Origin of the sequence: Janthinobacterium paucivorans, assembly GCF_051380805.1 — a bacterium.
GTDB lineage: Bacteria > Pseudomonadota > Gammaproteobacteria > Burkholderiales > Burkholderiaceae_D > Janthinobacterium > Janthinobacterium lividum_D.
On sequence record NZ_JBNYXR010000001.1, the window covers coordinates 105,924 to 126,665 of the forward strand.

The 20,742-nt window shown below is 60.3% G+C and carries 17 protein-coding genes; 13 read left to right on the top strand and 4 right to left on the bottom strand.

From position 1 onward, the window contains the following. Nucleotides 1-193: 193 nt before the first annotated feature. The 3 genes from ACQ4V8_RS00460 to ACQ4V8_RS00470 all read left to right on the top strand — a co-directional run bounded on the left by ACQ4V8_RS00460 (nucleotide 194) and on the right by ACQ4V8_RS00470 (nucleotide 3,155). Entirely contained in the window at nucleotides 194-1,138 is a 945-nt protein-coding gene (locus ACQ4V8_RS00460; RefSeq protein ID WP_436570725.1) for a DMT family transporter, read from the top strand. A gap of 46 nt (nucleotides 1,139-1,184) precedes the next feature. Beyond that, nucleotides 1,185-1,904 (top strand): nitroreductase, encoded by a 720-nt coding sequence (locus tag ACQ4V8_RS00465; RefSeq protein ID WP_436570726.1) that lies wholly within the window; start codon nucleotides 1,185-1,187, stop codon nucleotides 1,902-1,904. A gap of 177 nt (nucleotides 1,905-2,081) precedes the next feature. Next, nucleotides 2,082-3,155 carry a serine hydrolase gene (locus ACQ4V8_RS00470; protein ID WP_070346389.1) on the top strand — a complete coding sequence of 358 codons (1,074 nt, stop codon included), beginning with the start codon at nucleotides 2,082-2,084 and terminating at the stop codon, nucleotides 3,153-3,155. A gap of 162 nt (nucleotides 3,156-3,317) precedes the next feature. Here the strand turns inward: ACQ4V8_RS00470 and ACQ4V8_RS00475 are convergent, their stop codons facing one another. Further along, nucleotides 3,318-4,097: an IclR family transcriptional regulator gene (locus ACQ4V8_RS00475; protein ID WP_034785179.1), complete on the bottom strand. Its 780-nt coding sequence runs from the start codon at nucleotides 4,095-4,097 to the stop codon at nucleotides 3,318-3,320. Between the two features lie 153 nt (nucleotides 4,098-4,250). Here ACQ4V8_RS00475 and ACQ4V8_RS00480 point away from each other — a divergent pair, with 153 nt between their 5' ends. The 9 genes from ACQ4V8_RS00480 (at nucleotide 4,251) to ACQ4V8_RS00520 (ending at nucleotide 12,312) form a co-directional block, all read left to right on the top strand. Continuing rightward, on the top strand, nucleotides 4,251-4,634 hold the full coding sequence (locus ACQ4V8_RS00480; RefSeq protein WP_010400907.1) for a diacylglycerol kinase: 384 nt from the start codon (nucleotides 4,251-4,253) through the stop codon (nucleotides 4,632-4,634). Nucleotides 4,635-4,777: 143 nt separating this feature from the next. Further along, a complete protein-coding gene (locus ACQ4V8_RS00485; RefSeq protein ID WP_010400906.1) occupies nucleotides 4,778-5,782 on the top strand; it encodes a sulfate ABC transporter substrate-binding protein in 1,005 nt (334 codons plus the stop codon). Nucleotides 5,783-5,842: 60 nt separating this feature from the next. Beyond that, nucleotides 5,843-6,409, top strand: a complete 567-nt coding sequence (locus tag ACQ4V8_RS00490; protein WP_436570727.1) for an RBBP9/YdeN family alpha/beta hydrolase — start codon at nucleotides 5,843-5,845, stop codon at nucleotides 6,407-6,409. Nucleotides 6,410-6,460: 51 nt separating this feature from the next. Then, on the top strand, nucleotides 6,461-7,099 hold the full coding sequence (locus ACQ4V8_RS00495; RefSeq protein ID WP_196854717.1) for a peroxiredoxin: 639 nt from the start codon (nucleotides 6,461-6,463) through the stop codon (nucleotides 7,097-7,099). 497 nt (nucleotides 7,100-7,596) lie between these two features. Next, nucleotides 7,597-8,406, top strand: coding sequence for a sulfate ABC transporter permease subunit CysT (gene cysT / locus ACQ4V8_RS00500; RefSeq protein ID WP_010400902.1), 810 nt, complete (start codon nucleotides 7,597-7,599; stop codon nucleotides 8,404-8,406). Next, nucleotides 8,403-9,329 (top strand): sulfate ABC transporter permease subunit CysW, encoded by a 927-nt coding sequence (gene cysW / locus ACQ4V8_RS00505; protein WP_436570728.1) that lies wholly within the window; start codon nucleotides 8,403-8,405, stop codon nucleotides 9,327-9,329. Before cysT ends, cysW begins: the two co-directional genes overlap by 4 nt. Before the next feature lies 1 nt (nucleotide 9,330). Then, on the top strand, nucleotides 9,331-10,401 hold the full coding sequence (locus ACQ4V8_RS00510) for a sulfate/molybdate ABC transporter ATP-binding protein (protein WP_010400898.1): 1,071 nt from the start codon (nucleotides 9,331-9,333) through the stop codon (nucleotides 10,399-10,401). A gap of 12 nt (nucleotides 10,402-10,413) precedes the next feature. Continuing rightward, nucleotides 10,414-11,346: a CysB family HTH-type transcriptional regulator gene (locus ACQ4V8_RS00515; protein ID WP_010400897.1), complete on the top strand. Its 933-nt coding sequence runs from the start codon at nucleotides 10,414-10,416 to the stop codon at nucleotides 11,344-11,346. Between the two features lie 402 nt (nucleotides 11,347-11,748). After that, nucleotides 11,749-12,312, top strand: a complete 564-nt coding sequence (locus tag ACQ4V8_RS00520; RefSeq protein WP_010400895.1) for a PEPxxWA-CTERM sorting domain-containing protein — start codon at nucleotides 11,749-11,751, stop codon at nucleotides 12,310-12,312. Between the two features lie 77 nt (nucleotides 12,313-12,389). Here ACQ4V8_RS00520 and ACQ4V8_RS00525 read toward each other — a convergent pair whose 3' ends face one another. From ACQ4V8_RS00525 to ACQ4V8_RS00535, 3 genes are all read right to left on the bottom strand, one after another. Then, nucleotides 12,390-14,810 carry a TonB-dependent receptor plug domain-containing protein gene (locus ACQ4V8_RS00525; protein WP_436570729.1) on the bottom strand — a complete coding sequence of 807 codons (2,421 nt, stop codon included), beginning with the start codon at nucleotides 14,808-14,810 and terminating at the stop codon, nucleotides 12,390-12,392. 293 nt (nucleotides 14,811-15,103) lie between these two features. Further along, nucleotides 15,104-16,150 carry an aldo/keto reductase gene (locus ACQ4V8_RS00530; protein ID WP_070346395.1) on the bottom strand — a complete coding sequence of 349 codons (1,047 nt, stop codon included), beginning with the start codon at nucleotides 16,148-16,150 and terminating at the stop codon, nucleotides 15,104-15,106. Nucleotides 16,151-16,159: 9 nt separating this feature from the next. Continuing rightward, nucleotides 16,160-17,209 (bottom strand): quinone-dependent dihydroorotate dehydrogenase, encoded by a 1,050-nt coding sequence (locus ACQ4V8_RS00535; protein WP_010400890.1) that lies wholly within the window; start codon nucleotides 17,207-17,209, stop codon nucleotides 16,160-16,162. 204 nt (nucleotides 17,210-17,413) lie between these two features. On the opposite strand from ACQ4V8_RS00535, the gene ACQ4V8_RS00540 reads away from it, so the two are divergent. Further along, nucleotides 17,414-20,725 carry a S41 family peptidase gene (locus tag ACQ4V8_RS00540; protein ID WP_436570730.1) on the top strand — a complete coding sequence of 1,104 codons (3,312 nt, stop codon included), beginning with the start codon at nucleotides 17,414-17,416 and terminating at the stop codon, nucleotides 20,723-20,725. Nucleotides 20,726-20,742 lie beyond the last annotated feature (17 nt).

Genomic DNA, 20,742 nt, shown 5'->3' on the forward strand with positions numbered 1-20,742 from the left:
TTGCAACAATTGAATAGATTTGCATCAAAAGTCATTGTTTCCAAAGGGAAATATTTCATCTCTGAGTGTCAATGGTTTGCGCGAAAACTACTGTTTCCAGCAGTTGTGGCGGCGATCGCTGCGCAGCATGCTAGACTTTGCTCCCGCACTGGCCTAGCGTCCCGCTGCCGACCCCGTTTGCCGAGTTGATACCATGTCCAAGTTTCCCGCTGCCGCTGGCGCCAGCGGCAAAGCCGCCAAAGCCCCCAAAGCCCCCAAAGCTCCTTTCCTGACGAGACTGGCGCCGGTGGCCTTGCCCGGCTTCTTTGTGTTGTTATGGAGCACAGGCTTTATTGTCGCCAAGTTCGGCCTGCCGTACGCGCCGCCGCTGACCTTCCTGTTGCTGCGCTTCCTGGGCGTGCTGGCGATCCTGCTGCCGCTGGTACTGCTGTTGCGCGCGCCGTGGCCTGTGGGACAGCTGCGCCAGATCGCCGTGGCTGGCATCCTGATGCAGGCCGGCTATCTGGCCGGCGTCTGGTGCGCCATCAAGCTGGGCATGCCGGCCGGTTTGTGCGCACTGATCGTCGGCATGCAGCCCGTGCTGACGGCCTGCGCCGCGCCCCTGATCGGCGAAGTTGTGCGCCCGCGCCAGTGGCTGGGCCTGTTCTTTGGCTTGCTGGGCGTGGCCCTGGTCGTGTATGCCAAGATTAACCGCGTGGGCTTGAGCGTGGAAAGCGTGCTGCTGTGTATTTTCGCGCTGCTGTCGATGACGGCCGGCACCTTGTACCAAAAACGCCACTGTCCCCAATTCGACTTGCGCACTGGCACGCTGGTACAGTTTGCCGCCTCCATCGTGGTGGTATGGCCATTTGCCCTGTATTACGAAGGGCTGGACCTGCATTTCAGCCACGTGGAATGGACGGCACACTTTATCGGCGCCTTGCTGTGGTCGGTACTCGTCTTATCCATCGGCGCCATCTTCTTGCTGTTCGCCCTGATACGCCGCAGTGATGCCACGAAAGTGACGGGCTTGCTGTACCTGACGCCGCCCACGACGGCCGTGATGGCTTGGCTGATGTTTGGCGAAGCCTTTACTATGCTGGGCCTCGCCGGCATGCTGGTGGCCGTGGTCGGCGTGGTGTTTGTCGTCAAGAAATAGCGCATCAGGTAGAGAACAAGTAGATAACGAGCGGGAGAGCAGGGCAGTGAGCAAGCAAACATTTGAAACACCGTCGACGCCGCAAGCGGTGGACGCCGTCATCGTGTCGCGCCGTTCGATCCGCGCCTTTTTGCCCACCCCGGTGGCGCAGCAGGAGATCGCGCGCATCCTGGAAGTGGCTGCGCGCGCGCCCTCGGGCGCCAACATGCAGCCTTGGAAAGTGTATGTATTGTCGGGCGAGGCCCGCCTGCGCCTGTCGCGCCGCATCCTCGACGCCTACGCCGCACAGAAGGTGCCTGGCGCGCCCGCGCGCACGGCGTCGTACACCTATTATCCGCGCCAGTGGACGGCACCGTTCATTGCGCGCCGCCGCAAGATCGGCCTGGACCTGTATCAGCTGCTGGGCCTGGAACGCGGCGACACGGCTGGCATGGCCGCCCAGCATGGACGCAATTTCCAGTTTTTCGATGCGCCCGTCGGCCTGATCTTTACCATTGAGCGTGTGCTGGAACAGGGTTCTTGGCTCGACTATGGCATGTTCTTGCAAAACATCATGCTGGCGGCGCGCGCGCGCGGACTCGATACCTGCCCGCAAGCGGCCTTCATCCACTACCATGACATCATCGGCGCGGAACTGGGCGTGGCGGCCAGTGAAATGGTGGTGTGCGGCATGGCGCTTGGCTACGCCGACCCGGACAAGATCGAGAACCGCTTGCACACCGAACGCGAGCCGCTGGCTGGCTTTGTTCAATTCATGGACAAATAGCGCTTGCCAGCGATGGGCACAGGAAATCGGTGGATGAACGAGCAGTTTGTTTGCTGATCGTCAACGATTTGCATTTCGTTTCTGCAATAAATGCTGTCGCAACTGTTAAATTGGCTTGCGATTACTCTGCATTTCGCTACACTGCCATATGGTAAAAGTTTCACGGGGAATGATCGAATGGCTAAGTTTAAACTTGTGCTGGGTGTCCTGGCTTCCCTGTTGTTTGCGCTCGCACCGGCTGCGGCCGTGCACGCCAAGGACGCGAACGGCAAATCCTCCGCCTCCAAGAAACACAATACCAAGAAATTCAAAGTCGTGTTGCGCAAGGGCGCGACGGCCGCGCCGCGCGACAATACCGTGCGCCGAGTCGTTATGGTGCGCGGCAAACGCAAAGTGATCTATCAAAAAGTCAGCAGCGCGGCCGTACCCATGGCCGCACCGATGGCCACCATGGGCGACTTGGCCGGCCTGAACCTGACGCGTGATCCGCTCGACCTCAAGTCGAGCGTGGCGCTGGTGCTGGACCAGGCCAACTCGGAAGTGCTGTTTGAAAAGAATTCCAACGTGGCCCTGCCCATCGCCTCGATCACCAAGATGATGACGGGTCTGGTCGTGGTCGAAGCGCGCCAGGACATGGAGGAAGTGCTGACGATCACGGACGAGGACGTAGACCGCGCCAAATTCAGCAGCTCACGCCTGAAAGTGGGCTCGCAATTGACGCGCGCCAATATGCTGCATATCGCCCTGATGAGCTCGGAAAACCGCGCCGCTTCGGCGCTGGGCCGCAATTATCCGGGCGGCTTGCCGGCCTTTGTCGAGGCCATGAACAGCAAGGCGCGCCAGCTGGGCATGCTCGATACGCATTACGTCGATTCGAGCGGCTTGTCGAAAATGAACGTGGCCAGCGCGCGTGACTTGGGCAAGCTGGCCATGGCTGCCTTCCACCACCCCTTGCTGCGCGAGTATTCGACGGACCCGAAAGCTATCGTCGAAGCCAGCGGCCAGCCTATGCGGTTTGGCAATACGAATCATCTGGTGGCCAATCCGGGCTGGGAAATCGGCTTGCAAAAGACGGGGTTTATCAACGAGGCGGGACGCTGCTTGATGATGCAGGCTGTCATCGAAGGACGGGCCGTGATCATGGTCTTCCTCGATTCCAAGGGGAAACAGTCGCGCACGGCCGATGCAGGACGCATGCGCAAGTGGCTCGAGGCGCTGAAACCCGCCAATATGAGCCTGCCTGGCGCTTGATTGTCACTAGGCAGTGCTGTTGTATTGCAAACGGTTCAACGCCTGACAAAATCGTGGCGAGCGGCAGTGATTTGTGGCTAAGAAGCGCAACCGTACTTAAGTACGGTGAGCATCGCAGGCCGCAAAGCGCGCCGCGCAGTAGATTTGGTCAGGCGTACTCAGTCAGTCTTGCGGGATATAACCCAAGGTGACGGAAATCTGGTTGGCCGTTTCGACCAGATCGACGAGCCACTCATCTTGCAGGCGGTCGGCGGGGGCGGAAATGGACAGGCCGGCGATCAGCTTGCCCGAGTCGTCGCGGATGCCGGCGGCCATGCAGCGCACGCCCAGTTCCAGCTCTTCATTGTCGCGCGCATAGCCGCGCTCGCGCACCAGGCTCAACTCGCGCTCAAGTTTTTGCAGATCCGTGATGGAATTTTTGTTGTGCCCGGCCAGGCCCGTGCGCGTGGCATAAGCGCGGATGGCTTTCGGCTCATCGACGGAGAGAAATAATTTACCTGTCGAAGTCAGGTGTAGCGGGCCGCGGCCACCGATGGCACGCACCACTTGCATGCCCGAGCGCTCGGAAAAGGCGCGGTCGATGTAGACGATCTCGTCGCCCTGGCGCACCGACAGGTTGATGGTTTGCTGGGTTTTCTTGTGCAGTTGGCGCATGAAGTCGAGCGCCGCTTCACGCACGCTGAGGCGGCTTTTCACCACATTGCCCAGTTCCAGCAGGCGCATGCCCAATCGGTACGTACCCGGTTCGATGCGGTCGACAAAGCGCGTCAGCACCATGTCGTTGAGGATGCGATGCGCTGTCGACGGGTGCAGGCCCGATACCTTGGACAATTCCTTGAGGCTGACCGGGTCGGAATATTTGGCCAGGGCATCGAGCAGGGCGACCATGCGTTCGATTACCTGTATCGTCGTCTTCGGCGCTGCGACCGGTTCAATTTTCATGATGGATTTGGTGCAATGCAGTATTCATGCATCTTTATACCATGATGTGAAAAAATAGTGAAATGTCCCGAGATACTCGGCGAATAAATTGTCACAATTCCCATGCTGGCCGTCATAATTGTCGACTAGACGCACTTTGAATGACCGAAAATTATGCAACCTGTAAATGAATTCAAGAGTAAAAGTGGCTTGAGGCGGATATTTTCCGCCTTTTTTTACTCGCTCGACGGCTTGAAGGCGGCCTGGCGCCATGAACACGCGTTTCGCCAGGAACTGGGTTTGTTCATCATCGGCACGCTCATTGCCTTGCTGCTGCGCATCTCCGCCTTTGAAAAACTGGTGCTGATCGGCGTGCTGCTGCTGGTCTTGATCGTCGAACTGATCAATTCTGCGCTGGAAGCCGTGGTCGACCGTATTTCGCTGGAACGCCATCCACTGTCGAAAAACGCCAAGGACTTTGGCAGCGCCGCCGTGCTGCTGACGTGCATCCTGGCCTTTGCTACCTGGGCGGTCGTCTTGTTTAACCGTTATTATTGACTACTTTATTCGATTGCTTTACCCCTGTTGTGTGTCGTCGATATGCGAAAAATGTATATCAAACGGCGAAACGCTTCGTTCTCTTCGCGGTCGTTGCGGCGTAATCTGGTGGCTCTGAAAGTTCAACCACACGGGGATCTTAGATGCTGTCGAAAAAAATCATCATAGCCGCCGCCCTCAGCGCGTTTGCCATTTTGCAAACGGCACAGGCTGCCGATATCACCTTGCTCAACGTGTCGTATGACCCGACGCGCGAGCTGTACCAGGATGTGAACGCGGCGTTTGCCAAGCAGTGGAAAGGCAAGACGGGCGATAACGTCAAGATCAAGCAATCGCACGGTGGTTCCGGCAAACAGGCGCGCGCCGTCATCGACGGCCTGGAAGCGGACGTGGTGACGCTGGCCCTGGCCTATGACATCGACGCGCTGGCCGAGCACAAGCTGCTGGCCACCGACTGGCAAAAGCGCTTGGCACACAATAGCTCGCCGTACACCTCGACCATCGTGTTTCTCGTACGCAAAGGCAACCCGAAAGGCATCAAGGATTGGAACGACTTGATCAAGCCCGGTGTGTCCGTCATCACGCCGAATCCGAAAACCTCGGGCGGCGCCCGCTGGAACCATTTGGCAGCCTGGGGTTACGCGCTGCGCCAGCCGGGCGGCAACGAAGCGAAGGCCAAGGATTTCGTCGGTAAACTGTACAAGAACGTGCCCGTGCTCGATTCCGGCGCGCGCGGCGCCACCACCACCTTCGTTGAACGCGGCATCGGCGACGTGTTGATCGCCTGGGAAAACGAAGCTTACCTGGCCGTCAAGGAACTGGGCCCGAGCAAGTTTGACATCATCACGCCTTCCGTCAGCATCCTGGCCGAGCCGCCTGTCGCCGTCGTCGACAAGTTCGCCGACAAGCACGGCACGCGCAAGGTGGCCGAGGCTTACCTGAACTACCTGTACACGGATGAAGGGCAAGACATCATCGCCAAGAATTACTACCGTCCAGCAACGGACAGGGCGGCGAAGAAATACGCGTCCCAGTTCGCCAAGGTCAACCTGTTCAGCATCGAGCAAGTAGCCGGCGGCTGGACGGCGGCCCAGAAGGCGCACTTTGCTGACGGCGGCATCTTCGACCAGATCTACCAACCCAAGTAACATCAGATATCAGATGGCAATCGGCAACGATTGCCAGACTGCCAGGCAAAGGGATCCATCATGGCGCTGCGTCGTTTTTCCGATTGCCGGGTACTGATCGTGCCGGGCTTGCATAACAGCGGTCCCGAGCACTGGCAGAGCCGCTGGCAGCGCCTGTATCCGCAATTCGAGCGCGTCGAGCAAGAGAACTGGCATGAACCGGACCTGCGCACCTGGTCGGCGCGCCTGGACCAGGTGCGGCGGCAAGATGCGCGCCCGACCCTGATCGTCGCCCACAGCTTCGGCTGCCTGACGACGGTGCACAGCCTGGCCCGCGACCCGCAGGGCGTGGCCGGCGTGCTGCTGGTGGGGCCGGCCGATCCCGACAAGTTTGGCGTGGCGCAAGCCTTGCCGCAAAAGCGCTTGCCTTGCCCCGGCATATTGATCGCCAGCCAGACGGACCCGTGGATGACGGCCGAACACGCGGCGCAGTGGGCACGACGCTGGAATTGCAAGTATATTGATGGCGGTGCGCTCGGTCATATCAACGCCGAGTCGCGCCTCGGTGACTGGGTTTACGGCCAGGCGCAACTGCAAACGCTGTTTGATCTGGCGCAAAGCGATAAACGCCCGCGTCAGGCAGCCTGATTCAACGCACTCAACGAACATTGCGCAACAGAACTTTTCAAGGAGATCACGATGACTTTACGCCTGGGCGATGTCGCCCCCGATTTTGAACAAGATAGCTCCATCGGCACGCTCAAGTTCCACGAGTGGGCCGGCGACTCCTGGGTAGTGCTGTTTTCCCATCCGGCCGACTTTACCCCTGTGTGCACGACGGAACTAGGCTTGACGGCCAAGCTCAAGCCGGAATTCGACAAGCGCAATGTGAAGGCCATCGCCCTGTCCGTGGACGCAGCCGAGTCGCACAAGATCTGGATCAAGGATATCGAAGAGACGCAAAACACGGTGGTGGGTTTCCCCATCATCGCCGACGTCGACAAGAAGGTGTCGCTGCTGTATGACATGATCCACCCGGAGCAATCCCTGACTGCCACCGTGCGCTCCGTGTTCATCATCGACCCGAACAAGAAAGTTCGGTTGATCCTCACGTATCCGCTCAGCACGGGCCGCAACTTCAATGAAATCCTGCGCGTCCTCGACGCCTTGCAACTGACGGACGGCTATACGGTGGCCACGCCCGGCAACTGGAAAGACGGCGACGACGTCATCATTCCCTTGACCGTGCAAGACCCGGAGCTGATCAAGCAGAAATATCCGAAGGGTTTTACGGCCGCCAAGCCATATTTGCGCCTGACGCCGCAGCCCAACAAGTAAGAGTACCGAAAAAACGTCCATGGCGTTGTTGCATTGCCTCGCCGTACATTCGTACTGTCTTCGGCAACGCGCCTAGCCCTGAACGTTTTATTCGGCACCCTTTCCCCATAAAAACGCACCTCGCCGGTGTAATGCCGTTCAGTTAGTGTGTTAGTGGTGCTATTTTTAGCCCAAGAACCAGGACAGGAGTCGGACCCTGAGGGTCCGACCCCAGCTCTTTGCCTCTGGGGTTAGCAAATTTACTGGCGCTCATAAATCACGCCAAAACCCTTAACTGAACGGCATTACCTCGCCGGTGCGTTTTTTTTCGTCCACCGATTCTGCCAGCAAGTATGCGAAATTCATCTAAGCAAATGAGAAATGGTTAGTTCTTTTTATAACGGATACATGTGATTATTGCACTCCATAACTCAAAAATGTAATAAGAGGGAGTGTCTATGTCTGCAGCATCAGCATCAGCAGCGCCGCCCAAGGCGCGCGGAGCGCCGTTTCGGGTCATGCCGGGGTTTAAGCTGTCGCTCGGCTTCACGCTCTTTTACCTGGCCTTGATCGTCCTCATTCCACTCTCGTCGGTGTTCCTGAAAACGTTCACCATGACGTGGGACGCCTTCTTCAGCGCCGTTACGTCCGACCGCGTGATGGCGTCGTACCGATTGACGTTTGGCGCTTCGCTGATCGCCGCGCTGCTCAATGTGGTGTTCGGCGGCATCCTGGCCTGGGTGCTGGTGCGCTATACCTTCCCCGGCAAGCGCATCATCGACGCGCTGGTCGACTTGCCGTTCGCCTTGCCGACGGCCGTGGCCGGCATCACCCTGACAGCCCTGTACTCGTCGAACGGCTGGTTCGGCCAGTTCATCGAAGGCGTGCTGGGCATCAAGGTGGCGTTCACGCCGCTGGGCGTGGTGGTGGCGCTGACCTTCATCGGCTTGCCGTTTGTGGTGCGCACCGTGCAACCGGTGCTGGAAGACGCGGAAAAAGAATTGGAAGAAGCGGCCGCCAGCCTGGGCGCCAATTCCCTGCAAACGTTTATCCGCGTGATCTTCCCCACGATTCTGCCATCCTTGCTGACGGGCTTTGCGTTGGCCTTTGCGCGCGCCACGGGCGAGTACGGTTCCGTGATCTTTATCGCCGGCAACATGCCGATGGTGTCGGAAATCACGCCGCTGTTCATTATTACCAAGCTGGAGCAATACGATTACGCGGGCGCCACGGCCATTGCCGTGGTGATGCTGGTGGTGTCCTTCCTGCTGCTGTTGACAATTAACCTGCTGCAAGCATGGACGCGCGGAAAGGCGAAAAAATCATGAGTATCAATGTCTCTGCGGTGGCGCAAGTGAAAGATGCGCTGCCAACAGCGCGCCGTTTTGCGCCCAATGTCGGTCCCGTCGTGCTGGAACCGTTGTGGGTGCGCACGGTATTGATCAGCATCGCCTTGCTGTTCCTGACGACGTTCCTGATCGTGCCCCTGGTGGCCGTGTTTGCCGAAGCGTTCAAGAAGGGCTGGGAAGCGTATATCGCCGCCGTCATCGACCCCGACGCGATTTCCGCCATTAAACTGACCCTGATCACGGCGGCCATCGCCGTGCCGCTGAACCTGGTGTTTGGCGTGGCGGCGTCCTGGTGCATCGCCAAGTTTGAGTTTCGCGGCAAGAGCATCCTGCTGACCCTGATCGACTTGCCCTTTTCCGTCTCGCCCGTGATTTCCGGCCTGATCTATGTGCTGATGTTTGGCGCCCAGGGCTGGTTCGGTCCGTGGCTGCAGGCGCACGATATCAAGATTTTGTTTGCCGTGCCTGGCATCGTGCTGGCCACTATCTTCATTACCTTCCCCTTTGTGGCGCGCGAATTGATCCCGCTGATGCAGTCGCAGGGCAGCGAAGAGGAAGAGGCCGCCATCGTGCTGGGCGCCTCGGGCTGGAATACTTTCCGCCGCGTGACCTTGCCCAATATTAAATGGGGTTTGTTGTATGGCGTGATCCTGTGCAATGCGCGCGCCATGGGCGAGTTCGGTGCCGTCTCGGTCGTGTCCGGTCATATTCGCGGAGAAACCAACACCATGCCGCTGCAGGTGGAAATTTTGTACAACGAGTACAACTTCGCCGCCGCGTTTGCCGTCGCCTCCTTGCTGGCCCTGCTGGCCCTGGTGACCCTGGCCTTGAAAGCTTTCATTGAGTGGCGTTTGAACGAGAGCGACGCCGACGATTCCGCCTTACGTTCTACGGAGCACTGATATGACCATCGCAGTTAACAACATCCACAAGCGCTTCGGCGATTTCGTCGCCCTCGACAATATCTCTCTGGATTTTCCAACCGGTGAATTGACTGCACTGCTGGGCCCATCCGGCTGCGGCAAGACAACATTGCTGCGCATTATTGCCGGCCTGGAACACCCGGACAGCGGCCAGGTGCTGCTGGACGGCGAAGATGCGTCTAACCGCCACGTGCGCGAGCGGCAAGTCGGTTTCGTGTTTCAACACTACGCGCTGTTCAAGCACATGACGGTATTTGAAAACGTGGCCTTCGGCTTGCGCGTGAAATCGCGCAGCGAGCGTCCGTCGGAAGACCAGATCCGCCGCAAAGTGAAAGAGTTGCTGGAACTGGTGCAGCTGGACTGGCTGGCCGACCGCTATCCGCCGCAGCTGTCGGGGGGGCAGCGCCAGCGCATCGCCCTGGCGCGCGCCCTCGCTGTCGAGCCGCGCGTGCTGCTGCTCGATGAACCGTTCGGCGCTTTGGATGCCAAGGTGCGCAAGGAATTGCGCCGTTGGCTGCGCCGCCTGCATGACGACTTGCACGTCACCAGCATTTTCGTCACGCATGACCAGGAAGAAGCGCTGGAAGTGGCGGATCAAGTGGTGCTGATGAACAAGGGCACCGTCGAACAACTCGGTTCCCCTGAGCAAGTGTACAACCATCCGGCCTCGCCTTTCGTCTATGGCTTCCTGGGCAACGTCAACCTGTTCCACGGCCGCGTGCATGAAGGCGTAATGGCCACCGGCGACGCCAGCTTCGAGGTGCCCGATTACGCGGGCGTGAGCGATAGCAAGGGCACGGCCTATGTGCGTCCGCATGACCTGGAAATCGACCGCTACACGCAAGGCGCCGAAGGCATTGTAGTGAAACTGAGCCGCGCCCATGCGATTGGCCCGCTGGCCCAGTTGGACTTGCAGCGCCTCGATAACAGCGAGCTGATCGAAGCTGTGATGTCGAACGAGCGTTTTACCCATTTACAGCTAAAGGAAGGCGAGACCTTGGTCGTGCGTCCAAAGCGCTTGCGTGTCTTTGTCGAACCCACCCGAACTTAATATTGGAACGCCATGAACTTTCAACAACTGCGCTCGATCCGCGAAGCGGCCCGCCGCGGCTATAACCTGACGGAAGTGGCGAACGCCCTGTTCACCTCGCAGCCTGGCGTGAGCCGGCAAATTCGCGAACTCGAAGACGAGCTGGGCGTGGTCATCTTCGAGCGCAACGGCAAGCGCTTGACGGGCTTGACCGAGCCGGGAAAGGGTATCCTGAAGATCGTTGACCGCCTCTTGATCGAGGCGGAAAACCTGCAACAGGCCAGCCTCGAATACAGCGGCCAGACCAGCGGTACCTTGTCGGTGGCAGCCACCCACACGCAGGCGCGCTATGCGCTGCCGAAAGTGGTGCAGGGCTTCCGCGCCGCCTATCCCGAGGTGCGTATTGCGCTACAACAAAGCGCGCCCGAGCACATCGCAGAATGGGTGCTGTCTGGCAAGACCGATATCGGCATCGCCACGGAAGGCTTGAGCCAGTTTCCCGATCTGGTATCGTTCCCCTGCTACCGCTGGAGTCATCTGATTGTTGTACCGGACGGCCATCCGCTGCTCGCGCATGCACCCATCGGCCTGGAAGACTTGGCCAAATATCCCTTGATTACCTATGACAAGGGCTTCACGGGACGTGGTCATATCGACGATGCGTTCGCCAAGGCAGGCGTGGCCACCGATATTATTTTGACGGCCATGGATTCCGACGTCATCAAGCAATACGTGGCACTGGGCCTGGGCGTGGGCATTGTGGCGTCGATGGCTTTTGATCATGGCCGCGACAAGGGGCTGCAGGCGGTAGAAGCATCACATTTGTTCGCGATCAATACGACACGCCTGGCCGTGCGCCGCGGCGCTTACCTGCGTGCCTACGCCTACGAGTTCATCCTGCAACTGGCGCCGGACTTGACGCGTGAAGACATCGACCGCGCCATGGCGGGCGAGGAAGCTCTGTAGTCTCTAGACTACGGACGCGCTCTGCGCGCGCGTCAGGCTGGCCCTGGCGCGCGCGTAGCTATCATGCACCGTTCCATCCGCTACACAGCTAAGCCTGATTGAGCATGCATCGCTTCAGGCTTGCCATTGCCGCAGAGCTATATCGTCATCCGGATATATTTTGTACCGATTTACAACAATCCTGTTTGCGGCAGCTGCGCCTGGCCATGGCTGGAATGATGGCACGCCCCACGAGAGACGCTACCGGCAATAAATGGATGGGGTCGATTAAAAATACCAATGGTAAAAGACGTTTCTCTAATTGTATTTGCGTTTCCTTGATGATATCTTTCCCCATGTGCAAGTGAGATAACAAAAAAGATAACTAAGTTACTTTGGTGAAATGAAATCTAGGGGAAGTCTATGAACAAGACGAAACAGGCAGTATTGGGACTATGCCTTAGCGTGTCGGCCGTCCTGGCGCCGCTGGCCAGCGCGGCCAGCTGGGTCGAGATCAGCAACCCGGCCCAGGGCGGCTTCACGGTGGGCGGCACGAGCGTCACCTACGGTCCTGTCGCTGCCGCCAGCGTATGGGTGTACGACGGTGCCAATCCGCCCGGGGCGCAAAGCGCGGCCGCTATCTTGAGCTTGGTCAGCAGCAAATTTGGCTTGCCGTCCAGTGGTACCGGTTCTTTGGTCTTTGCTGCCCAGGGAGACTTGGCCAGCAGCAAGTCCGGTTCGTTCACCGTCAAATCCAGCTTTGACTACCTGGCCGTGCATTATGGCCGTGGCGAACTGTTGTTCCATTGGGCCACGCCGCTTGCCGCCAATACGGTTTTTAGCATTGCCAATCTGCCGCGTGGCCTGAGCAATTTCCGCGCGTTCAACTCCGTCTCGGCAGTACCTGAGCCAGCGACTTACGGCATGCTGATACTGGGCCTTGGCCTGGTCGGTTTTGTCGCGCGCCGTCGCCGCGTCCGAGCCTGACGCGCCTGCGGGAGCAAGATAAGAAAAAAGCCCGGAAACGCGATGCATTCCGGGCTTTTTACATGGCAGAGGGCTGTTTACCAGCTATAACCGGCCTTGGCATAGTAATAGCGGCCGTTGAAGCCGTTTGGCGCGAAGATGCTGTACGGCTGGGTGCCGTTGACGTTCAGGTTGCCCGCGCTTGTCACTTGTGCCGGATAGCGGTTGGTGACGTTGTCGATGCCGGCCACCAGGCGCCAGTTCTTGCCCAGTTTCACGGAAGCGGAGACGTCCAGCACCCATTGCGGGTCATACGTCTGGTCCAGCGTGGCATTGTTTTGCGGCACGGTGAAGCTGCCGTAGCGCGTCACGACGCCGTGCGCATTCCAGATGCCGAAGCTGTAGTCGGCGGCCAGGCTGAATTTATCCTTCGGCGACGCCACCGTGATGCGGTCGATGCTCTGGCGGTCGATCAGTTTCAAGTTGTTGGCCGTCAGGATGGCTGGATTGTCGGCGATTTTCCGTACCGTGCTCTTGTTGTGGTTGTACGCCACCGTGAGGTCCAGGCGATCCTTCTCCTGCAGGTCGATGCGGTAGGTGCTGACGATGTCCACGCCTTCCGTGCGCGTGTCGACGGCGTTGGTGAAGTAGCGCCCCGAGCCCACTGGCGTGCCCTGTGCGGCCAGGACGTTTTTCAACGCATCGCTGAGTACCAAATTGGCCGAGAACAGGATGCGGTTATCGATGTCGATGCGGTAGGCGTCCACCGTCGTCGTGAAGTTGCGGCTCGGTTGGAATTGCAGGCCCAGGCTGTAGTTACGGGCTTTTTCCGGTTTCAGGTCTTGCGCACCGAGTGCGCGCGCCTGCGCCGTGTTGACAGCGAAGGTGCCCGTCTCGATCGGCGTATTGAGGCCGTTGACGACCTGGAAGTTGGTGGTGGTGATGGTGTAGTGTTGCTGCGCCAGCGACGGCGCGCGGAAGCCGCTCGACACGGTGCCGCGCAGCGACAGGGTATCGCTGAACGAGTAGCGGGCCGAACCCTTGGCCGAGGTGGTGCTGCCGAAATCGCTGTAGCGCTCATGGCGCAGGGCCACGCCACCGGACAGCTTCTTCGTCGCTTCCGCTTCCAGGTTCACATAGATCGACTCGTTGTGGCGCGAGTGGCTACCGGCGTTGGCAGGACGGAAGCCGGCAAAGCCTTGTGAGCCGCTACCCGTATACGAGGCCGCGTCGCCGGCGCCGATGCTGTACTTTTCATGGCGTGCTTCGGCGCCCACGGCCACCGTCAGCGGCCCCGTAAAGTAAGCGACGGGAAATTCGCGCGCCGCATCGAGGTTGAACACGGTCTGTTCATTTTTCAGTGAACCGACATAGAAGTGCGTGGGGCTGTTCGCGCCCAGCGACTGGTTGACCGTGTTGTCCAAGTCCAGTTCGAACTTGTTGCTGCCGTAATTGATGCTGGCATCCCAGCGCCAGCCGGCCGCTTCGCCGCGCAAGCCTGTGACGATGGACTGGTCCGTCAGGGTGCTGTTTTGCAGTGGCAAAAAGCCCTCGGGGAAGAGCGGCGTGCGCTGCGAGTAGACCTTGGTGTCTGTGTTCTGTATCAATGCCGTGCGCCAGGTGGCAGCGGCCGAGGTATCGCGCACGCCGTAATTGCCGAAGGCATACCAGTCCACATTGTCATTGATATGGTATTCGCTGTTGATGAAGACGGTGGCCGGCTTGCTTTCCGGGTCGCCATAGCGCTGGTTGACCTTGCCGTAGCGCGGTTCCAGCGGATTGCGGAAATCGGCGCCGGCGCGGTTGGTCGGGTCACGTTCGGCCACTTCGGCCGAGACGCGCACCCAGCCGTCGTCGCCCAGGGCGAAGCCGGCCGAACCTTTGATGGATTTTTGCTTGCCGTCGCGTTCCTGCGTCTGGCCATAGCCCACTTCGATATCGCCGCCGGCCGCGCCTTTTTTCAGGATGATGTTGATCACGCCGGCAATCGCGTCCGAGCCGTACTGCGCCGCCGCGCCATCGCGCAGCACTTCGACGTGGTCGATGGCGGCCAGGGCAATGGCGTTCAGGTCGACGGGCGCCGAGCCGCGGCCCAGCGAGCCATTGACGTTAACGACGGCCGAAGTATAGCGGCGCTTGCCGTTCACCAGTACCAGAGTCTGGTCGGGCGACAGGCCGCGCAGCTGCGCCGGACGCACGGCATCGCTGGCGTCGGCGCCCGTGGCGCGGGCAAAGTTCAACGATGGCAGCAGGCGTGCCAGCACGGTGGCCAATTCGCCCGAACCCGTGCTTTGCAGGTCGCGCGAAGTGAGGATGTCGACCGGCGATTCGGAATCGATGGTGCGGCGGTTCTTGGCGAAGGTGCCAGTGACCACCACCGATTGCAATTCCCCTTCGGCCGGCAGTTCTTGCTGCGCTTGTGCCTGCATCGGCAGGCTGAAGCAGGCGATCAGGCTGGCGGCGATGACGGTTTTCACGGGCAGGGCGCGATGCTGGGAGCGGACGGTACTTGAACTCATCGACAATATCTCTTCGGTTGGTGGATGCGCGGACCATGGCGGTCCGGTGATGCAAGCAGATTAACAGCGGCGACGTGGCGTGCTTACGATTCGTTCTGTCTATCGATATGCAATAAATAGCTTAAGCACGTGAACATGGCGCGAATCGCGCATATCGCCTCGTTTTCAGCATACGACCGGGCATGGCGCGGCTGCAATGGCGCACGTCAGTAAATGGCCCGCTGTTGTATAAATACGACTATGTGTCTGCCTTGCTTGCCTGGCGGCGGCATGCACCGCCAGGCAAGGGGCGTTTATTGCCCCGGATTGGGCGCTCTGGCGTGGATGGCGTCGACGGCCGCCACCAGTTCCGGCGACAAGGTGATTTGCTGCGCGTCGATATTTTGCTGCAATTGCGCCACGCTGGTGGCGCCGATGATGGTCGAGGTGACGAACCAGCGCGAGTAGCACCAGGCCAGCGCCAGTTGCGCCGGCGTCAAGCCGTGCGCGCGGGCCAGCGCCGCATACTCGCTGGCTGCCGCGATGGTGGCAGGGCGCACGTAGCGGGGACTCCAGCCGGCCGGGAAGTGTGTCAGGCGGCCCTTGGCCTGCGGATCGTCGAGGTATTTCGCCGTCAACTGGCCGAAAGCGAGCGGGCTGTAGGCCAGCAAGCCGACGTTTTCGCGGTGACAGGTTTCGTCGAGCAAGCTCGTCTCGAAATGGCGCGCCGTCAGGTTGTACAGGTTCTGGATGGATGCGATGCGTGGCAAGCCTTTCAGCTCGGCCTGCTTAATGAATTCGCACACGCCCCACGACGATTCGTTCGACACGCCGATGTGGCCGATCTTGCCTTCCTCGACCAGCTTGCCCAGCACGGCCAGGGTATCTTCGATGGCCACCGCGGCGTGTTCCTTGCGCGGGTTGTAGACGCTGGCGCCGAAGATGGGCAGGTTGCGGCTGGGCCAGTGCAACTGATACAGGTCGATGTGTTCTGTCTGCAGCCGGCGCAAGCTGTCTTCGACGGCGGCGCGGATATTGACCGCGTCGTGGTCCGTCTTGCCCTTGCGTATCCAGTGCATGCGCGAGTTCGGCCCGGCCACTTTGCTGGCCAGCACAATGTCGGCGCGCCTGCCGCTTTTCTTCAGCCAACTGCCGATATAGCGCTCCGTGCTGCCCTGCGTCTGGGCGCTGGCCATCACCGGGTACATTTCCGCCGTGTCGACGAAGTTGATGCCGCGTTCCAGCGCATAATCGAGCTGGCTGTGCGCTTCGGCTTGCGTGTTCTGTTCGCCGAAGGTCATCGTGCCCAGGCAGATCCGGCTCACTTCCAGGTTGCTCGAACCCAGCTTGATCTTTTCCATGCGCGGTCCTTAGCGGGCTTGCTTGCCGCGCAGCGCGCGGGCGCAATCCTTGATCAGCGCCGGGCCAGCATAAATCAGGCCGCTGTACAACTGCACCAGCTGCGCGCCTGCCTCGAACTTGGCCAAGGCATCCTTGCCCTGCATGATGCCGCCCACGCCGATGATGGGCAAGGCGTCGCCCAGTTCCGCCTTCAGCAGGCGGATGACATTGTTCGACAGCGCAAACACGGGCGCGCCCGACAGGCCGCCCGCTTCCGCGCCGTGCGGCATGCCTTCGACGGCACTGCGCGACAGGGTCGTGTTGGTGGCGATGACGCCGTCGATGCGGTGGCGCGTGAGTGACTCGGCGATGCTTTTGACTTGTTCGCCATCCATGTCCGGTGCGATTTTGAGGGCCAGCGGCACGTAGCGCTTGTGCTTGTCCGCCAGGCGCGCCTGGGCATCTTTGAGCTGCGACAGCAGGGCGTCGAGTTCGGACGCACCTTGCAACTGGCGCAAATTCTTGGTGTTCGGCGAAGAGATGTTCACCGTCACATAGCTGGCGTAAGGGTAGACTTTTTCCAGGCACAGCAGATAGTCGTCGGCCGCCCGCTCGATGGGCGTGTCGGCGTTCTTGCCGATGTTCAGGCCCAGCACGCCGGCGCGCTGCTGGTAAAACTTCGACGCCTGCACGTTGGCCACGAAGGCGTCCACGCCGCCATTGTTAAAGCCCATGCGATTGATGATGCCCTGTGCCTGCGGCAGGCGGAACATGCGCGGTTTCGGATTGCCCGCCTGCGCGCGCGGCGTGACGGTGCCCACTTCGATAGAGCCGAAACCGAGGTCGGCCAGCGCATCGATGTAGGCGCCATCCTTGTCCAGACCGGCGGCCAGGCCCACGGGATTGGGGAAGGTAATGCCCATCACCGTGCGCGGATCGGCAGCGGGCTTTCCGCCCAGCTTCGTCAAGCCCAGCGCGCTAGCGCGTTTCAGGGTGGGCAGGGTGAGATGGTGGGCCGCTTCGGCATCCATCGAAAACAGCAGCGGGCGAGCGAGGGAGTACAGGAATTTTTCAGACATGGGGCGCTTTGAGTTGGTGTGCGCGCTACCGGGACGGGCTGGCGGTGCGCGAAATAAGTGGCGTATTTTACCGTGTTCCGCGCCGCTGCCGGGTGTATAGTTCTTTTTGGTCTGATGCAATATTGCTTCTTTATTCATTCGCATCGGGCTACGGACCTTCCTGTTTTTTCTCTGTTCTGTTGACTTCTATAAGCGAGACACCGATTGAAAAAGACACGCATCTTGACGGCCATCGCCGCCGCCAGCGCACTGCTGCTGAGCCATTCGGCCCTGGCCCTGCCCAATACGCAAGACACCCGCATGCTGAGCGAACCGGCTGTATCGAGCCGCCACATCGCCTTCATTTATGCGGGCGATGTGTGGCTGTCGAACCTCGATGGCGGCGGCGCGCGGCGCCTCACTTCCGACCTGGGGGAAAAGTCCAATCCGGTGTTTTCGCCCGATGGCAGCCAGATCGCGTACAGCGCGAACATTGACGGCAATATCGACGTGTATGTGATCGCGGCGGCGGGCGGCGTGCCGCGCCGCCTGACTTTCCACCCCGGTGCCGATCTGGCGCAATCGTTCACGCCCGATGGCCAGTGCGTGATGTTCACTTCGCCCCGCGCCGCCTTCAACAACCGCTTCCAGAAGCTGTTTACGGTGCCGGTGGCGGGCGGCGTGGAAACCCAGTTGGAGATCCCCAACGCCTCGCGCGCCACCTATTCGCCCGATGGCAAGCGCATCGCCTACAACCCGCTGATGCCTGCCTTCAAGCAGTGGAAGCGCTACCGGGGGGGCACCAACTCCTGGCTGTGGCTGTTTTCCTCCAGCGACAAATCCATCGAAAAAATCCCCCAGCCGAGCACGCGTTCGAATGACGTCGATCCCATCTGGCTGGGGGACACCGTCTACTTCCGTTCCGACCGCAGCGGCGAATTCAACCTGTTTGCCTACGACGTCAAGACGAAAGCCGTGCGCCAGTTGACGCAGCACGCAGATTTCCCCGTGCTGAACGCGGCGGCGGCGAACGGCACGATCGTCTACGAGCAGGCCGGCTACCTGCACGCCTTCGATATCGCCAGCGGCCAGGCGCACAAACTGACCATCGGCGTGGCCAGCGACCTGGGGCAGACGCGCCCGCGCTGGGTGAAGAATGCAAAATACATCCGCGACGCATCGATTTCGCCATCGGGCGCGCGCGTCGCCTTTGAATACCGGGGCGAGATCGTCACCATCCCCGCCGACAAGGGCGACGTGCGCAACCTGACGCAGACGGCCGGCGCCCACGAGCGCACGCCGGTCTGGTCGCCCGATGGCCGCTCGGTCGCGTATTTCTCGGACGAGCCGGGCGAATATGAACTGCATGTGCGCGCGCAGGATGGCAAGGGCGCCGTGAAGAAATTCAAGCTCAATGGCAGCGGCTTTTATGACAACGCGGTCTGGTCGCCCGATAGCAAGAAGATTGCGTTTGCCGACAATGGCTGGAGCATGTATGTGATCGACGTCGGCACGGGCAAGCTGCAAAAGGTCGCCACGGAAGCTATGTATGGCGTGGACAAGAGCATGCGCGCCTCGTGGGCGCCCGATTCGCGGTGGTTGGCCTACACGCTCAATTCGCCTACCTACACGCGCAGCGCCTACATTTATTCCATCGAGCAGAACAAGTCCATGCCGGTGACCGATGGCTTGTCCGACGTGGCCGAACCCGTGTTCGACAAGAGCGGCAAGTACTTGTATTTCTTCGCGTCGACCAATGCGGGGCCCAGTAATAACTGGTTCTCCCAGCAGAACGAAGACAACCTGGTGACGCGCACCGTGTGGATGGCCGTGCTGCGGCGCGATCTGCCGTCGCCCCTGATCAAGGAAAGCGACGAAGAGAAAGCCGCCAGCACAGACGCCAAAAAAGACACGGCGAAGGCAGAACCGGAAGCGAAGAGCGAAGCGAAGGTCGACCCGAAGACGGGCCGCGACGACCCGAAAGTGGCGGTGGCGCCGGTGGCGCCGATAGCCATCGATTTCGACGGCATCGCCACGCGCATCGTCGACTTGCCGTTGCCGGCCGCGCAGTTCTCCAGCCTGGCCGCTGGCGCTGCGGGGCAGATTTTCCTGCTGCGCGAAAGCGATGGCAAGAAGGCCGTACAGCGTTTTGATTTGAAGGAGCGCAAGGCGGAAACCGTGGTGGCGGAGGCAGACGATTTCGAAGTGTCGGCCGACGGCAAGAAGCTGCTGTACCGCCAGAAGGATAACTGGGCCATGGGTAGCGCCACGGGCAAGCTGCTGGCGCCCGGCGAAGGCAAGATCAAGGTCGATGCCATCGAGGTAAAAGCCGATCCGCGCGCCGAGTGGACGCAGATTTTCAACGAGGTCTGGCGTATCAATCGCGATTATTTCTATGACCCGGGCATGCATGGTGTGGACTGGAAGGCCATGCGCGACAAGTACGCCGTCTTCCTGCCCGAGCTGTCGAGCCGCGCCGACCTGAATCGTTTGATCCAGTGGATGTGCAGCGAACTGGCCGTGGGCCACCATCGCAGTGGCGGCGGCGACGATTTTATCGAGGCGAAGAAGGTGCCCGGTGGTTTGCTGGGAGCCGATTACGAAGTGCGCGACGGGCATTACCGCTTCAAGAAGGTGTATGGCGGCTTGAACTGGAACCCGGCCCTGCGCGCGCCGCTGACGGAGCCGGGCCTGAACGTCAAGGCGGGCGAGTACCTGTTGGCCGTCGATAGTCGTCCTTTGCTGCCGCCGACCAATTTGTACAGCGCGTTTGAAAACACGGCCGGCAAGGCCGTCGACCTGACCGTAGGGCCATCGGCCGACGGCAAGGGCGCGCGCACGATCAGCGTGGTGCCGGTGGCGACCGAAGATGCCTTGCGCAACCGCGACTGGATCGAAGGCAATATGCGCAAGGTCCATGCGGCAACCGGCGGCAAAGTGGCGTACGTGTACGTGCCCAATACGGCAAGCCTGGGCCACACCTACTTCAAGCGCTATTTCTTCCCGCAGGCGGACAAGCAGGCCATCATCGTCGACGAGCGTTTCAATGGCGGCGGCAGCGTGGCCGATTACTACATCGAGATCTTGCAAAAGAAGGAAATCGCCTGGTGGACCATGCGCTACGGCGCCGACATGAAGACGCCGTCGGCCTCGATCCAGGGGCCGCGCGCCATGCTGATCGACGAGACGGCCGGCTCGGGCGGCGACCTGCTGCCGTGGATGTTTCGCAAAAATAATATGGGGCCGCTGATCGGCAAGGCGACGTGGGGTGGCCTGGTGGGCGTGCTCGGCTTTCCCGTGTTGATGGACGGCGGCTTCATCACGGCGCCGAACCTGGCGTTCTGGACGCGCGAAAACGGCTGGGGCGTGGAAAACGAAGGCGTGCCGCCCGATATCGAAGTCGAGCAAACGCCGGCCGACGTCATCGCCGGGCGCGATCCGCAGTTGGAAAAGGCGATTCAAGTGATCCAGGCCGAACTGGCGAAGAACCCGCCTGTGCTGCCTGCACGTCCGGCGTTTCCGGACAAGAGCAAGTAGGGTGGCAATTCGACCCC

Excerpts from the sequence above, each read along its gene's own strand:
- ACQ4V8_RS00460 (WP_436570725.1), top strand. The coding sequence starts at position 194 with ATGTCCAAGTTTCCCGCTGCCGCTGGCGCCAGCGGCAAAGCCGCCAAA.
- ACQ4V8_RS00470 (WP_070346389.1), top strand. The coding sequence starts at position 2,082 with ATGGCTAAGTTTAAACTTGTGCTGGGTGTCCTGGCTTCCCTGTTGTTT.
- ACQ4V8_RS00475 (WP_034785179.1), bottom strand. The coding sequence starts at position 4,097 with ATGAAAATTGAACCGGTCGCAGCGCCGAAGACGACGATACAGGTAATC.
- ACQ4V8_RS00480 (WP_010400907.1), top strand. The coding sequence starts at position 4,251 with ATGCAACCTGTAAATGAATTCAAGAGTAAAAGTGGCTTGAGGCGGATA.
- ACQ4V8_RS00485 (WP_010400906.1), top strand. The coding sequence starts at position 4,778 with ATGCTGTCGAAAAAAATCATCATAGCCGCCGCCCTCAGCGCGTTTGCC.
- ACQ4V8_RS00490 (WP_436570727.1), top strand. The coding sequence starts at position 5,843 with ATGGCGCTGCGTCGTTTTTCCGATTGCCGGGTACTGATCGTGCCGGGC.
- ACQ4V8_RS00495 (WP_196854717.1), top strand. The coding sequence starts at position 6,461 with ATGACTTTACGCCTGGGCGATGTCGCCCCCGATTTTGAACAAGATAGC.
- cysT (WP_010400902.1), top strand. The coding sequence starts at position 7,597 with ATGCCGGGGTTTAAGCTGTCGCTCGGCTTCACGCTCTTTTACCTGGCC.
- cysW (WP_436570728.1), top strand. The coding sequence starts at position 8,403 with ATGAGTATCAATGTCTCTGCGGTGGCGCAAGTGAAAGATGCGCTGCCA.
- ACQ4V8_RS00510 (WP_010400898.1), top strand. The coding sequence starts at position 9,331 with ATGACCATCGCAGTTAACAACATCCACAAGCGCTTCGGCGATTTCGTC.
- ACQ4V8_RS00515 (WP_010400897.1), top strand. The coding sequence starts at position 10,414 with ATGAACTTTCAACAACTGCGCTCGATCCGCGAAGCGGCCCGCCGCGGC.
- ACQ4V8_RS00520 (WP_010400895.1), top strand. The coding sequence starts at position 11,749 with ATGAACAAGACGAAACAGGCAGTATTGGGACTATGCCTTAGCGTGTCG.
- ACQ4V8_RS00525 (WP_436570729.1), bottom strand. The coding sequence starts at position 14,810 with ATGAGTTCAAGTACCGTCCGCTCCCAGCATCGCGCCCTGCCCGTGAAA.
- ACQ4V8_RS00530 (WP_070346395.1), bottom strand. The coding sequence starts at position 16,150 with ATGGAAAAGATCAAGCTGGGTTCGAGCAACCTGGAAGTGAGCCGGATC.
- ACQ4V8_RS00535 (WP_010400890.1), bottom strand. The coding sequence starts at position 17,209 with ATGTCTGAAAAATTCCTGTACTCCCTCGCTCGCCCGCTGCTGTTTTCG.